Genomic DNA, 14679 nt, shown 5'->3' with positions numbered 1-14679 from the left:
ACGCCGCCGGCTCAGTCCGCGCGGTGCTCCAGCTTGAACGATGCGTTCGCGTCCTGCCCGAGCGCATCGACCAGGTAGGGCAGCGCGCCCTTGAGTTCGCTCGCCAGCTTGTACGGCGGATTCAGGATGAACATGCCGCTGCCGAAGAGACCGAAACCGTCCGCCGGCGGCGCCTTGATCGTCAGCGAGGCGTGCAGCCATCCGTTCGGCTGAATGGCCTTCAACTGTTCCGCGAAGCGCTGCGACTCCAAACGCGCGACCTGCGGGTACCACACCGCGTAGGTGCCCGTCGCGAACCGCTTCAGCGATTCCTCGAGACACGTCAGCGTGCGCGCGTAATCGCGCTTGTCCTCATACGACGGATCAATCAACACCAGCGCACGGCGCGGGGGCGGCGGAAGAAGCGCCTTGATGCCGTCGAAGCCGTCGCCGTCGTAGATCATGGCGCGGCGGCCGGCATCGCGAAAATTGTGGCGCAGCACGTCGATCTCCGTGCTGTGCAGTTCGAAGAGCCGCATGCGGTCCTGCTCGCGCATCGCGCGCCACGCCAGGTACGGCGAGCCGGGATAGAAGCGCAAGCCGCCGTCCGGATTCAACGCCCGTACTTCGTTGACGTAGTCCGAAAGCACTGCGGGCAGATCCGTGCGGTCCCACAGCCGCGCGATGCCGGTTTCGTACTCGGCGTTCTTGGCCGCGAAGCCTTCGGTGAGCGCGTACACGCCCGCGCCCGAATGAGTGTCGATGTACCAGTACGACTTGTCCTTGAGGCCCAGATAACGAAGCATTTGAATGACGATCGCGTGCTTCAGCACGTCGGCGTGATTGCCGGCATGAAAGGCGTGGCGGTAACTGAGCATGGCGAATGGCGCCTGAAATGAGAGCTAAACAGCCGATTGTAGCGGAGCATGTGCGACCGGCTTACGGGTTGATACGCTGGTGCGGCGCACCACGGCGTTCATGCACAATAGCCGGTCCCGGCCGCGCGTAGGAGTCAGCCGAACGGCATAGGCGGTGTCGCATGCATCGCTCAATTGGTCCTATGCCGAACGGACAGCTTGATGGGCCGCTGCATCGCGTGTTGTCATTCAGTCATCCGACAAGGAGATTCGCATGTCACAGAACGGTAAGCTCGACGGCAAGACGGCGGTAGTAACGGGCGCGGCGAGCGGCATCGGCCGCGCGATCGCTTTTACGCTCGCCGAGGCAGGCGCGGCCGTCGCGATCGCCGATCTGAATCAGGCCGGCGCGGATGCCGTCGCCGCCGAGATTCGCGGGAAAGGCGGCAAGGCGGTCGGCCTTGCGATGGACGTCACCGACGAGCAAGCCGTCGATAGCGGCATCGACCGCGTCGCGGCGGAGCTGGGCTCGGTGGACATTCTCGTATCGAACGCGGGGATTCAGATCGTCAATCCGATCGAGAGCTACGCCTACGCCGACTGGAAGAAAATGATGGCGATCCACGTCGACGGGGCGTTTCTGACCACCCGCGCCGCGCTGCGACACATGTACAAGGACGACCGCGGCGGCGTAGTCATCTACATGGGATCGGTGCATTCGCACGAGGCGTCGCCGCTCAAGTCGGCTTACGTCACGGCCAAGCACGGTCTGCTGGGGCTCTCACGCGTGCTGGCGAAGGAGGGCGCGAAGCATAACGTCCGCTCGCATGTTGTCTGTCCCGGGTTCGTGCGCACGCCGCTCGTCGACAAGCAGATTCCCGAGCAGGCGAAGGAGCTGGGCATCAGCGAGGAAGAAGTCATTCGCCGCGTGATGCTGGGCGGCACGGTAGACGGCGTGTTCACCACGGTCGACGACGTCGCGCAGACGGTGCTCTTCCTGTCCGCGTTCGAAACGGCGGCGCTGACGGGGCAGTCGTTTGTCGTCAGTCACGGCTGGCACATGCAATAAGGGGGCGCGTCGTGGCAGACATGGAACCGCTCACCGAGAACCAAACCGCGCCCGCTGCGCACAGCAAGCCGGCCCCTGACAAGCGCATCGCGTTGCCCCCGTACGAGACGATCGCGCTCATGCTGCAGGGCGGCGGCGCGCTCGGCGCGTATCAGGCCGGTGTCTATCAGGGGCTGCATGAGGCGGATATCCATCCGAACTGGATCGCCGGCATTTCGATCGGCGCGCTGAATACGGCGATCATCGCGGGCAATGCGCCGGAGAATCGCGCGACGCGTCTGCTGGAGTTCTGGGAAACGATCTGTCAGCCGGCCTTCGGCTTTCCGTTGCCCGCGTTCGCGGAGCGCGCGTTGTTCGAGTCGCCCGACGAAATCCGAAAGGCATTCACCGCCCTCCAGGCGGTCGGGGCGCTCGTGGAAGGGCAGAAAGGCTTCTTCGTGCCGCGCTTCCCGCCGCCGTCTCCGCTGGCCGCCGGTTCGCCGCAAACCGCCAGCTACTACGACACGACGCCGCTAAAAGCCACGCTCGAGCGCCTCTGCGACTTCGATCGAATCAACTCCGGCGAGACACGCGTGTCGGTTGGCGCGGTCAACGTCGGCACGGGCAACTTCGCCTATTTCGACAACACGCAGATGAAGCTGCGCGTCGAGCACTTCATGGCTTCGGGTGCGCTGCCGCCCGGCTTCGCGGCGGTCGAAATCGACGGCCAGTTCTACTGGGACGGCGGCCTCATGTCGAACACACCCTTGTACGAGATCGCGCAGGCTACGCCGCGCTGCGATACGCTCGGCTTTCAGGTCAACCTGTGGAGCGCGCGGGGACCGGTGCCGGACAGCATCGTCGATGTGATGGGCCGCGTGAAAGACGTGCAGTATTCGAGCCGCACGCGACTCGTGACCGATCAGATGCAGCGCGCACAGCGGTACCGCAACGTGCTGCAGCACGTGCTCGATCTCGTTCCCGAAGAGGTCCGCAAGAACGACGAATGGTGCCGCCGAGCCGCGGAACTCGCGTGCTCCAAGCGCTATAACATCATCCATCTGATCTACCGCCAGAAAGAGTACGAGGGACATTACAAGGACTACCAGTTCGGCCTGTCAACCATGCGCGAACACTGGGAAAGCGGGCTCACGGATATCCGCCGCACGCTCGCTCGTCGGGACTGGCTCGAAATGCCGAACGGCGAAGCGCGGTTCGTCACCCACGACATCCACCGCGAGGAACGCTGATTCGCCGAACCGGCCGTCCCGGCGCGTTTTGTCACCACTTTGTATAATCCGACCGCGCCGCTCCCATCGTTCTTCACGTTCTCGTCCCGATGAATTCGATCGCTGTCTGCTTCGTCTGTCTCGGCAACATCTGCCGGTCTCCCAGCGCGGAAGCGGTCATGCGCGAACTGGTCGCGCAGGCCAGGCTCGCGGACCGGATCATCATCGATTCGGCGGGCACGGGGGACTGGCACATCGGCCAGCCTCCGGATGAGCGCGCCCAGCGCGCGGCGAAGAAACGCGGCTACGACTTGTCCAGCCTGCGAGGCCGTCAGGTCGCGGCGGACGATTTCGCGCGCTTCGACCTCTTCATCGTCATGGACGACGCCAACGCATCGGCGCTCGCCTCGGTCTGTCCGCCGGAGCACCGGGACAAGATTCGTCTGCTGATGGAATTCGCCACGCTCGATGACAGCCGCGTCGTGGTCGATCCGTACTTCGGCGGCGAGGAAGGCTTCGAGCGCGTGCTCGATCAGTGCGAAGACGCGTGCGCGGGCTTGCTCAAGACGTTGCGCGCGCAGCTGATGGCGTGAACGGGCGCGGGCCGACGCGGCAGAAAGCAGCGGGCGAAAAATCCCCTTAAACCGCTACATATTTCGCCCCAGATACTTGACTAAAACTGTGGGCTATTTATACTTGACGAAAATCATCGAGTATTAGCGTTAGCCCCCAATTATGAGACTCACCACGAAAGGCCGTTTCGCCGTCACGGCGATGATCGACCTGGCGTTGCGCCAGGAGCAGGGCCCGGTGACGCTGGCAGGCATCAGTCAGCGCCAGCGCATCTCGCTTTCCTACCTCGAACAACTGTTCGGCAAGCTGCGGCGCCATGAGATCGTCGAATCGGTACGCGGTCCGGGTGGCGGGTACAACCTCGCGCGCCGCGCGGAAAACGTCACCGTGGCCGACATCATCATCGCGGTCGACGAGCCGATCGACGCCACGCAGTGCGGCGGCAAGGGCGCGTGCGAAGGCACGAAGCAGCACGACGGCCACTGCATGACGCACGAGCTGTGGGCGACGCTCAATCAGAAGATGGTCGAGTACCTCGATTCCGTCTCGCTGAAAGACCTGGTCGACCAGCAGCGCGCCCGCGAAGGTTCCGCGGCGGTGCTGCGCGACCGGCGCGCCGAGCCGGCCGGCGTCGAGGCCGCGCGTGTCGTGCCCAAGGGCCCAAATTCCATTTTCAATCTGGCCGGATGATCTGCGCCGCCGCGCGAAGCCGGCAACGGCGGCGCGGCAGGCAGCGGCCTGGCAGACGATTAGACCGATTATCCCGGAGCGACTGATGAATAACGATATTCCCCACCTGCCCATTTACATGGACTACAGCGCGACGACGCCGATCGATCCGCGCGTGGTGGACAAGATGATTCCGTATCTTCGCGAGCAGTTCGGCAATCCGGCCTCGCGCAGCCACCAGTACGGCTGGGACGCGGAGCGTGCGGTCGAGGAAGCGCGCGAGAACGTCGCGGCGCTCGTCAACGCCGACCCGCGCGAAATCATCTGGACTTCGGGTGCGACGGAATCGGACAACCTCGCCATCAAGGGTGCGGCGCACTTCTACAAGAGCAAGGGCAAGCACATCATCACCGTGAAGACGGAGCACAAGGCCGTGCTCGACACCACGCGTGAGCTGGAGCGCGAAGGCTACGAAGTCACGTATCTGGATGTGAAGGACGACGGTCTCATCGACCTGGAAAAGCTGAAGGCGGCCATTCGGCCGGACACGATCCTGGTCTCGGTGATGAGCGTGAACAATGAGATCGGCGTGATTCAGGACATCGAGGCGATCGGTGAGATCACGCGTGCGAAGGGCATCATTTTTCACGTCGATGCCGCGCAGGCCACCGGCAAGATCGAAATCGACCTGCAAAAGCTGAAGGTCGATCTGATGTCGTTCTCGGCGCACAAGACGTATGGCCCGAAGGGCATCGGCGCGCTGTACGTGCGCCGCAAGCCGCGCGTGCGCATCGAAGCGCAGATGCACGGCGGCGGCCACGAGCGCGGCATGCGTTCGGGTACGCTCGCGACGCATCAGATCGTCGGCATGGGCGAGGCGTTCCGCATCGCGCGCGAGGAAATGGCGACCGAAAACGAGCGCATCCGCATGCTGCGCGACCGGCTGCTGAAGGGCCTGCAGGATATCGAAGAGGTGTACGTCAACGGCGACATGGAGCGCCGTGTGCCGCACAACCTCAATATCAGCTTCAACTTCGTCGAAGGCGAATCGCTGATCATGGCGGTGAAGGATGTCGCGGTGTCGTCGGGATCGGCGTGCACGTCGGCCTCGCTGGAGCCGTCGTATGTGCTGCGTGCGCTCGGCCGCAACGACGAACTCGCGCACAGCTCGATCCGCTTCACGGTCGGCCGCTTCACGACCGAGCAGGACGTCGATTACGTCATCAACCTGCTCAAGAACAAGATCGCGAAACTGCGCGATCTGTCGCCGCTCTGGGAAATGCACAAGGACGGCATCGACATTTCGACCATTCAGTGGGCGGCGCACTGAGCGACGCGCGTCATCGAATAAAGGAGAGTTTGAATCATGGCTTATAGCGACAAGGTTCTGGACCACTACGAAAACCCGCGTAACGTCGGCTCGTTCTCGAAAGACGACGACACGGTCGGCACCGGCATGGTCGGCGCGCCCGCTTGCGGCGATGTGATGAAGCTGCAGATCCGTGTCGGCGCGGACGGCGTGATCGAAGACGCGAAGTTCAAGACGTACGGCTGCGGTTCGGCGATCGCGTCGAGCTCGCTCGTCACCGAATGGGTGAAGGGCAAGACGCTGGACGAGGCGATGTCGATCAAGAACACGCAGATCGCCGAGGAACTGGCGCTGCCGCCGGTGAAGATCCACTGCTCGATCCTCGCGGAAGACGCGATCAAGGCAGCGGTCGCCGACTACAAGCAGCGTCACGGCGCGGCCGCTCCGCAAGCGCAGGAAGCGCAAGCGAAGCAACAGGCAGCGTAAGCACGCGCACGGGACGGATTTTCGAAGCAGGGCAAGGCCGCAGCGGCGCCGCATGAACGGCGGCCACGCTGCGAGAAGCGGGATTTGAGCGCGAGAGACGCGAAGACTATGGCAATCACGTTGACGGAGAAGGCGGCACAACACGTGCAGAAGTATCTGACGCGGCGCGGCAAGGGCGTCGGCCTGCGCCTGGGCGTACGCACGACGGGCTGCTCGGGTCTGGCTTACAAGCTCGAGTATGTCGATGAACTCGCACCGGAAGACATGGTGTTCGAATCGGCCGGCGTGAAGGTCGTGATCGATCCGAAAAGCCTCGCGTATCTCGACGGCACGGAACTCGACTTCGCGCGCGAAGGGCTGAACGAGGGTTTTCGCTTCAATAATCCGAACGCGAAGGACGAGTGCGGCTGCGGCGAATCGTTCCGCGTATGACGCGAGTGACGCCGGCGGTTTCGGCAAAAGAGGCGGCGCGGGCCGCCTTTTTCATTCGCGTTTCTTGAACACACACCACGTCATGGCCACGCTCACCGACAGTCATTTCGATCTCTTCGACCTGCCGCAGACGTTCGCCGTCGATCGCCAGAAGCTCGACGACGCCTATCGCACCGTGCAGGCGCAAGTTCATCCCGACCGCTTCGCCGCCGCCGGCGACGCCCAGCGACGCCTCGCGATGCAATGGGCGACGCGCGCCAACGAGGCGTATCAGACACTGCGCGATCCGCTCAAGCGCGCGCGCTACATGCTGTCGCTGCGCGGCGTCGATGTCGGCGCGGAAAACAACACGGCGATGGAACCCGCCTTTCTGATGCAGCAGATGGAATGGCGCGAAAATATCGAGGATGCCGCCGCCGCGAAGAACGTCGGCGCACTCCAGGCGCTGCTCGACGAGTTGCGCGACGAAGAGCGCGTGCGCTTCACGAAGCTCGAAGCGTTGATCGACAGCAAGGCCGATCAGGCGGCGAGCGAAGCGGTGCGTCAGTTGATGTTCATCGAGCGCGTGGCGCATGAAATCGGCGCGCAGATCGAGCGGCTCGAACACTGACCAGCACGCGCCGGATACAACCCCACAAGACCAACGATGGCTTTACTGCAAATCTCAGAACCCGGCATGGCGCCCGCGCCGCACCAGCGGCGCGTCGCGGTCGGCATCGATCTCGGCACCACGAATTCACTCGTGGCCGCCGTGCGCAACAGCGTGCCCGAAGCGCTGCCCGACGAGGACGGCCACGTGCTGCTGCCGTCGGTCGTGCGCTATCTGGAGAAGGGCGGCCGGCGCATCGGCCGGATCGCGAAGGAAGAAGCCGCCACCGATCCGCGCAACACGATCGTCTCCGTCAAGCGCTTCATGGGCCGCGGCAAGAGCGAAGTGGAGGGCGCGGAGAACGCGCCGTACGATTTCATCGACGCCCCCGGCATGGTGCAGATTCGCACCATCGATGGCGTGAAGAGCCCGGTCGAAGTATCGGCGGAAATTCTCGCGACTTTGCGCTATCGCGCGGAAGACTCGCTCGGCGAGGATCTCGTCGGCGCGGTCATCACCGTGCCCGCCTATTTCGACGAAGCGCAGCGCCAGGCGACCAAGGACGCGGCCAGGCTCGCGGGCCTGAACGTGCTGCGCCTGCTGAACGAACCGACCGCGGCCGCGATCGCGTATGGCCTCGATAACGGCGCCGAAGGCCTTTACGCGGTCTATGACCTCGGCGGCGGCACCTTCGACCTGTCGATTCTCAAGCTCACGAAGGGCGTCTTCGAAGTGCTCGCGGCGGGCGGCGATTCCGCCCTCGGCGGCGACGACTTCGATCACGCGCTGTACCGGCATGTGCTCGCGCAGGCAGGCGTTCAGCCGGACGCGCCGGAAGACGTGCGCCTGTTGCTCGACCGCGTGCGTACCGCCAAGGAAGCGTTGTCGTCGGCGAGTGAAGCGCGTGTGCAGGCGACGCTATCGACGGGCGCGCGAATCGACGTGACCGTGAGCGAAGCGCAGTTCGCCGCGCTGACGGAATCGCTCGTCGCCCGCACGCTCGGGCCGACGAAGAAGGCGCTGCGCGACGCGAAAGTGACGCCCGCCGAAATCAAGGGCGTGGTGCTGGTCGGCGGCGCGACGCGCATGCCGGTCATCCGCCGTGCGGTCGAGGCATTCTTCGGCCAGCCGCCGCTCGTCAATCTCGATCCCGATCAGGTGGTCGCGCTCGGCGCCGCTGTTCAGGCGGATCTGCTCGCGGGCAACCGGCGCGGCGAAGGCGACGACTGGCTCCTGCTCGACGTGATCCCGCTGTCGCTCGGCGTCGAAACGATGGGTGGCCTCACCGAGAAGATCATCCCGCGCAATTCGACGATTCCGACCGCCCGCGCCCAGGATTTCACGACGTTCAAGGACGGCCAGACGGCGATGGCGATCCATGTCGTTCAAGGCGAGCGGGAGCTCGTCTCCGACTGCCGCTCGCTCGCGCGTTTCGAGCTGCGCGGCATTCCGCCGATGGCCGCCGGAGCGGCCCGCATCCGCGTCACATATCAGGTCGATGCGGACGGCCTGCTGTCCGTGTTCGCGCGCGAGCAGTTGTCGGGCGTGGAGGCGTCGGTGGTGGTGAAGCCGTCCTACGGTCTCGCCGATGACGACGTCGCGCGCATGCTCGAAGAGAGCTTCAGGACCGCGGAAACGGACATGCGCGCCCGCGCGCTGCGTGAAGCGCAGGTCGAAGCCGAGCGCCTCGTCGAAGCGACGCACGCGGCCCTCGCCGCCGACGGCGAATTGCTCGACGACGCCGAGCGCGCCGAAATCGACACCCTCACGGCCGAACTGGCGGCGCTCGCGAAGGGCGACTCGACGCAGCAGATCGAAGACGCGACCAAAGCGCTGTCCGCCGCCACCGACGAATTCGCCGCGCGCCGCATGAACAAGAGCATTCGCCGCGCGCTCGCCGGCCGCAAGCTCGACGACGTCTGATCCACTCAAGCATTCACGGAAAACCATGCCTCAAATCGTTGTGCTGCCTCATGTCGAACTCTGCCCGGACGGCGCGGTGATCGACGCCGATGTCGGCAAGAGTATCTGCGACAACCTGCTGGAACACGGCATCGAAATCGAGCACGCGTGCGAGAAGTCGTGCGCGTGCACGACCTGCCACGTGATCATCCGGGAGGGCTTCAACGCGCTGGAACCGTCGGAGGAGACCGAAGACGATCTGCTCGACAAGGCCTGGGGCCTGGAGCCGACTTCGCGGTTATCATGTCAGGCGATGATGCCGGCCGAGGAAGACCTGGTGGTCGAGATTCCCCGGTACTCCATCAATCACGCCAAGGAAAATCACTGACAGGAGGCTCGCCCATGAAGTGGACGGATACCCAGGAGATCGCGATGGCGCTCACCGACGCGCATCAGGATGTCGATCCCCAATACGTGCGTTTCACGGATCTGCATCGCTGGGTGACGGAACTCGACGGTTTCGACGACGACCCGCAGAACTCGAACGAGAAAATCCTCGAAGCGATCCAAGCGGCCTGGATAGAAGACGCGGATTATTGATTTCCCCACTGCATCGGTTCAGGCAAACGGCGGCGCTCGCAAGAGGCCGCCGTTTTTCATTCGGCGCGCCGCACGCCAGCGCCGCCATGTGCCGCCGTCGAATCTTGACAGAACTTGACGCCCCGAGCGTTGTTCACCTTTCCCCTGCGACTTAAAATCGCGCCCGCTATCTGTCGGCAACTAATGCCGACCGGCATCCATCACGCCCAGACGCCGTAGTTGCTTGCGCGTCGATGTTTGGCATAACGAACAAACTTTTACATGCCCGCGTCGAGGCGGCGTGGGGCCGTCCGTCCATCGGATGGTCTACGGGCGTTCATTTGAGGAGAAGTACATGGGGAAACTCGGCCTGTCGCGTCGTGGTTTTCTGAAAGCGGGCGCGCTTGCGGGCGTGTCGGTTTTCATTGCGCCGCTGGGAAGCCGCGCGTTCGCGGCCCTGTTCGAAGAGAAGATCCTGACGCCCGTGCAGTGGGATGCGGCGAGCGGCAACGCGAAGTTCCGCATCGACGGCATCGCGAAGGTGACGGGCGCGAAGGTGTTCGCCCGCGACATCCGCGCGAAGGACATGCCGCACTGGCCGCAGGAGCAGTCGCACGCGCTCGTTCTGCGCACGACGCTCGCGGATCGGACCTACGCGGGTATCGACCTTTCGTCGCTCGATGGCGGACTCGCGCCCGATCGCATCGTCACGGCGGACGATCTCGCGCGCGACAAGCTCGCGTTCCCCGCTTTCTACGGCGACGACATGCTGTTGCCCGCCGGCAAGACGCCCGCCTATCTGGGGCAGGCGGTCGCCATTCTGATTTATCACGACTTCGCGCGCTTCCGTCTCGCGAAGGACAAGCTGCAGTTCCGCGAAGGCGTCGTCCGCTACGGCGAGCGCACTGCGTTGCTCGAGCGGGATCCGTGGGCGTCGTTCCGCTTCGTGCGCGTCGGCGGCAAGACGCCGTATGACGACGACACCTTCTCCAGCATGAAGGACTCGCCGCTTTTCCCGCACATGATGAAGAAGCGCGAGCCGGTCTGGGCCGACGCACACGAGCATGGCAAGCTCGACGAACAGGGCATGTTCCACGCCGAGGCCATCGCGAGCGAGCTGGATCATCCGCCGGCGGAATGGCTCGTCGTGGATCGCGAGTACAAGACGCAATCCGTCGATACCGCTGCGCTCGAACCGGACAACGCGAACTGCTGGTACGACGCGGCGACGCAGTCGCTGCACATGGTCGTCCCGACGCAGGGGCCGCACGAAGTGGCGCACAGCGCGCTCGAAATGGCGGGCAAGTCGCGCTTCCCGGTGAAGAACCTGTTCCTGCATCCGTGCTACACGGTCGGCTACGGTTCGAAGGATCACTACAACGTGCCGTTCTACGGTCTCGTTGCGGCGATGTACGGCGATGGCCGCCCGGTGCGCCTCGCGTACGACCGCTTCGAGCAGTTCCAGCAGTCGCTCAAGCGGCACGCGTTCGACATGCGCTATCGCATGGCGGTCGACCGGAAGACTGGTCAGATCCAGTCGTTCAAGGGCGACTTCAGCGCGAACGGCGGCGGACGTTGCAACTTTTCGCCGTCCGTGGCGATGGTCGGCGCGACGGCTGCGCAGTCCATCTACTACATCCCGAAGAGCGACCTGACCGCTGTCGCGACGGCCTCGCGCGCGGTCGACGCCGGTTCGGCGCGCGGCTACGGCACGCTGCAGAGCATGGCGGCGACCGAGATGATGATCGACGATATCGCCGCTCAGCTCGATATCGATCCGATCGACCTGCGCCTCAAGAACGTGATGCGCACCGGCATGAAGAACACGCAGGGCGCGATTCCCGCTGGCGCCGTGCGCGCCGAGGAAGTGCTGCGCAAGGCGAAGGGCCATCCGCTATGGGTCGAGCGCGCGAAGCGCAAGGCCGAATTCGAGGCCGCGCATCCCGGCACGCGCTATGGCGTCGGCTTTGCGTGCACGCAGAAGGACTTCGGCACCGGCGCGGAAAGCGCGTTCGCGAAGGTCGAATTCACGGCGGACGGGCGCATCGCGCTGTCGCACTCCGGGGCGGAGATCGGCACGGGAACGTTGACCGCGCAGGCGCTCGTCGTCGCGAAGTGGCTGGGCAAGCCGGCCGCCGAGGTCCACATGGCCGTCACCGACTGGGCAGATCTGCCCGTCGTGACGAGCGGCGATCCGTACATCATGTCGCAGGCGGAGCAGGATCGTCTGAGCGCGAATCCGCGCTGGTCGCCGTCCTACATGTCGCCGGCGAGCGCCACCAACTCCGCGTACTACTTCTCGCACGCGACGCGCGAGGCGGCGCGCGTCGTGTTCCGTCACGGCCTGTGGCCCGCTGCGATGGCCATCTGGACCCGGGGCATCGGCGGCGGTCAGGCCGCGTCGTTCGTCGTCCGTATCGAGGATGCGCGCTGGATCGACGGGAAGCTCTCCGCCGACGGCCTCGAACCGATCCCGTTCGACGTCCTCGCGAAGAAGGCGCACGAACTCGGACTCGTGACCGGCGCGGTCGTGCATACGTTTAATCGCTGGCAATGGAGCGAGGCGCAGTTCGATATCGCGGGCAAGGCCGATCAGCTTCCGCTCGATGGGCTGTCGGTGCGCTTCGGCGCGAACGACGCGCAGCACAAGGGCAAGGCCACGGCCAACGGCTACACGGTGCTGGATCGCAAGAAGCTGTCGATTCCGCCCGTTCAGCGCAACAACGCAACGGTCACGTACTACAGCGCGGTCGGCACGCTCGTCGAACTCGCGGTGAACGAGGCGAGCGGCAAGGTCGAACTGCTGTCGCATCACTCGATCATGGAGTGCGGCAACCAGATTTCGCCGCAACTCGTGTCGGGCCAGTTGCACGGCGGCCTGGCGATGGGCATCGGCCACGCGCTGCACGAATATCTGCCGCTCTACGAAGACGGTCCCGGCAACGGCACCTGGAACTTCAACCGCTATCACTTGCCGCTCGCAAGTGACGTCGCCGTGTGGAAGCAGACCGGCGAAGTGTTGCCGCCGCTCAGCGAGACCGATCCGCCGAAGGGCATCGCCGAAGTGGTGATGATTCCGGTGGTCGGGGCCATCGTCAACGCGATCGCGCATGCGATCGGCCATCGCTTCACCGATCTGCCGGTGACGCCGAAAAACATTCAGGAGGTGCTCGCATGACGGCCATCCAATCCGCTGCGGGCGTCGAAATGCGCTCGCTCTCGATGACCATCAACGGCAACAAGGTCGGCCCGATGCAAGTGCCGGCCGGCCTGCCGATGATCGATTTCCTGCACGAGTACGCGGGCCTCACGGGCTCACGGCTCGGCTGCGGCCAGGGCATCTGCCATGCGTGCGTCGTGATCGTCGATCGCGCCGACGGGACCAGCGAGGAAGTGCGCACGTGCATCAACGGCGCGCATTTCTTCGACGGCAAGACGGTGCGGACGATCGAAGGCCACGCGAAGCGCAACGAGCAGGGCGAAGTCGTCGAACTGGCTCCGGTGCAGCAGAAGTTTCTCGAGCACTTCAGTTTCCAGTGCGGCTATTGCACGCCCGGCTTCGTCAACGCGACGACCGTGCTGCTGGAGCGGCTCAAGCGCGAGCCGGTCGCGAAGGATCGGATCGAAGCGACCATCATGGATGCGCTCAACGATCACATCTGCCGCTGCACGGGATACGTCCGCTATTACGAGGCGGTGAAGGACCTCGTGCTGTCCACGCCCGGACTCGTGAAGGACGCCGCATGATGGGAGCGACCGTGACTCGTTACTTCACCCGCGCGATGCGCGCGTTGCCGCTCGCGCTTGCAGCCGCCGGCGCGTTCGCGTTGTCGGCATGCGGCAGCCACGAGAGCGCCGCGCCGAAGACCAGCTCTCCCGAACTCGTTGCGCGAGGCCGCTATCTGTCCCAAGCCGCCGATTGCGCCGCGTGCCACACCGCGACGGGCGGCGCGCCGTTCGCGGGCGGGGTGAAGCTGGAATCGCAGTTCGGCACGTTCTACGGTACGAACATCACGCCCGATCCGAACTACGGCATCGGCAAGTGGAGCGCGGATGACTTCTACGCCGCGCTGCACGACGGCAAGGCGCCGAAGGGCAAGCTTTACCCGGCGATGCCGTACACCTCGTATCGGCAAATTACCCGCGACGACAGCGATGCGATTTACGCCTATCTCATGTCGCAGAAGCCTGCGGCCGTGCCGAACATCGACGCGAACCTGACGTTCCCGTACAACGTGCGCTTCGCCGTGCGTTTCTGGGACGCGCTGTTCCTGAAGGACCGGCTGCCCGATGCATCGACGGGGCAGTCCGCCGACTGGACGCGCGGTCGCTACCTGGCGAACGGCCTCGGTCACTGCACGGAATGTCATACGCCGCGCGGCGCGTTCGGGCAGCTTCAGGACGCGAAGACACTGCAGGGCGGAACACTCGGCCGCATCGGCGCCCCCGACATCACGCCCGCTGCACTGGCGGCGCGCGGCTGGACGGGTCCGGATCTGCAGGCATTCTTCTCCACCGGCTTCGCCAAGCAGGGCTCGGCGTTCAGCGAGATGCATCCGGTGATCTACCTGAGCACGCAGCATCTGAATCCGGACGATCTCCGCGCGCTGACGGTGTATCTGCTGGGCGACGCGCCGCCCGCACCGGCGCCGGTGACTGCGCAGCGTGGCGATGCGGCGCAACTGGCGGCAGGCCGCAATCTGTACCTCGATTCGTGCGCCGGCTGTCACGGCCGCGAAGGCGAGGGCAAGCCGCATGTCGCAGTGGCGATGAAGGAGAACTCGACGCTGCGTCAGAGCGATCCGCGCAATGTGATCGTGTCGATGCTCGACGGCATCGAGGCACAGGCGTTCCCGGGCGTCGAAAGCATGCAGCACATGCCGGGCTTCGCCGGGACGTACAGCGACGAGCAGATCGCGCAGTTGACGAACTATCTGCGCGCGACCTGGGGCGGACAGCGAAGCGACGTGACCGCCGAAGAGATCAAGTCGTTGCGTTAAAGAGGAAAGGCCACGCATTGCGTGGCC

At 64.7% G+C, this 14679-nt stretch carries 15 protein-coding genes; 14 read left to right on the top strand and 1 reads right to left on the bottom strand.

From position 1 onward, the window contains the following. Positions 1 to 11: 11 nt before the first annotated feature. Positions 12 to 857, bottom strand: a complete 846-nt coding sequence (locus P9255_RS13540; RefSeq protein ID WP_309789812.1) for a 23S rRNA (adenine(2030)-N(6))-methyltransferase RlmJ — start codon at positions 855 to 857, stop codon at positions 12 to 14. 253 nt (positions 858 to 1110) lie between these two features. Here P9255_RS13540 and P9255_RS13535 point away from each other — a divergent pair, with 253 nt between their 5' ends. The 14 genes from P9255_RS13535 (at position 1111) to P9255_RS13470 (ending at position 14652) form a co-directional block, all read left to right on the top strand. Then, positions 1111 to 1905 carry a 3-hydroxybutyrate dehydrogenase gene (locus P9255_RS13535; RefSeq protein ID WP_309789811.1) on the top strand — a complete coding sequence of 265 codons (795 nt, stop codon included), beginning with the start codon at positions 1111 to 1113 and terminating at the stop codon, positions 1903 to 1905. Between the two features lie 20 nt (positions 1906 to 1925). Next, positions 1926 to 3134, top strand: coding sequence for a patatin-like phospholipase family protein (locus P9255_RS13530; RefSeq protein WP_309790747.1), 1209 nt, complete (start codon positions 1926 to 1928; stop codon positions 3132 to 3134). A gap of 89 nt (positions 3135 to 3223) precedes the next feature. After that, positions 3224 to 3706, top strand: coding sequence for a low molecular weight protein-tyrosine-phosphatase (locus tag P9255_RS13525; protein WP_309764639.1), 483 nt, complete (start codon positions 3224 to 3226; stop codon positions 3704 to 3706). Between the two features lie 142 nt (positions 3707 to 3848). Beyond that, positions 3849 to 4376: a Fe-S cluster assembly transcriptional regulator IscR gene (iscR, locus tag P9255_RS13520; RefSeq protein WP_309764640.1), complete on the top strand. Its 528-nt coding sequence runs from the start codon at positions 3849 to 3851 to the stop codon at positions 4374 to 4376. Between the two features lie 85 nt (positions 4377 to 4461). Further along, positions 4462 to 5685 carry an IscS subfamily cysteine desulfurase gene (locus P9255_RS13515; RefSeq protein WP_309764641.1) on the top strand — a complete coding sequence of 408 codons (1224 nt, stop codon included), beginning with the start codon at positions 4462 to 4464 and terminating at the stop codon, positions 5683 to 5685. A 36-nt stretch (positions 5686 to 5721) separates the two neighbouring features. Beyond that, positions 5722 to 6150, top strand: coding sequence for a Fe-S cluster assembly scaffold IscU (gene iscU, locus P9255_RS13510; protein ID WP_309764642.1), 429 nt, complete (start codon positions 5722 to 5724; stop codon positions 6148 to 6150). Positions 6151 to 6258: 108 nt separating this feature from the next. Further along, positions 6259 to 6582, top strand: coding sequence for an iron-sulfur cluster assembly protein IscA (iscA, locus tag P9255_RS13505; RefSeq protein ID WP_040050933.1), 324 nt, complete (start codon positions 6259 to 6261; stop codon positions 6580 to 6582). 82 nt (positions 6583 to 6664) lie between these two features. After that, a complete protein-coding gene (gene hscB / locus P9255_RS13500; RefSeq protein WP_309790746.1) occupies positions 6665 to 7192 on the top strand; it encodes a Fe-S protein assembly co-chaperone HscB in 528 nt (175 codons plus the stop codon). Between the two features lie 36 nt (positions 7193 to 7228). Beyond that, a complete protein-coding gene (gene hscA / locus P9255_RS13495; protein WP_309764643.1) occupies positions 7229 to 9094 on the top strand; it encodes a Fe-S protein assembly chaperone HscA in 1866 nt (621 codons plus the stop codon). A gap of 25 nt (positions 9095 to 9119) precedes the next feature. Further along, the gene (fdx, locus tag P9255_RS13490; RefSeq protein WP_309764644.1) at positions 9120 to 9461 is read left to right on the top strand and encodes an ISC system 2Fe-2S type ferredoxin; all 342 of its coding nucleotides are present in this window, start codon (positions 9120 to 9122) and stop codon (positions 9459 to 9461) included. A 14-nt stretch (positions 9462 to 9475) separates the two neighbouring features. Next, positions 9476 to 9673, top strand: coding sequence for a Fe-S cluster assembly protein IscX (gene iscX / locus P9255_RS13485; RefSeq protein WP_309764645.1), 198 nt, complete (start codon positions 9476 to 9478; stop codon positions 9671 to 9673). Positions 9674 to 10007: 334 nt separating this feature from the next. Continuing rightward, the gene (locus P9255_RS13480) at positions 10008 to 12830 is read left to right on the top strand and encodes a molybdopterin cofactor-binding domain-containing protein (RefSeq protein WP_309789810.1); all 2823 of its coding nucleotides are present in this window, start codon (positions 10008 to 10010) and stop codon (positions 12828 to 12830) included. Continuing rightward, entirely contained in the window at positions 12827 to 13399 is a 573-nt protein-coding gene (locus tag P9255_RS13475) for a 2Fe-2S iron-sulfur cluster-binding protein (protein WP_309789809.1), read from the top strand. Before P9255_RS13480 ends, P9255_RS13475 begins: the two co-directional genes overlap by 4 nt. Further along, complete coding sequence (locus tag P9255_RS13470; protein WP_309790744.1) at positions 13399 to 14652, top strand: c-type cytochrome; 1254 nt, start codon at positions 13399 to 13401, stop codon at positions 14650 to 14652. Before P9255_RS13475 ends, P9255_RS13470 begins: the two co-directional genes overlap by 1 nt. The last annotated feature ends 27 nt before the right edge of the window (positions 14653 to 14679 follow it).

This window comes from Caballeronia sp. LZ019 (assembly GCF_031450825.1).
Classification (GTDB): Bacteria; Pseudomonadota; Gammaproteobacteria; order Burkholderiales; family Burkholderiaceae; genus Caballeronia.
This window is presented reverse-complemented; position numbering and strand designations above follow the sequence as displayed.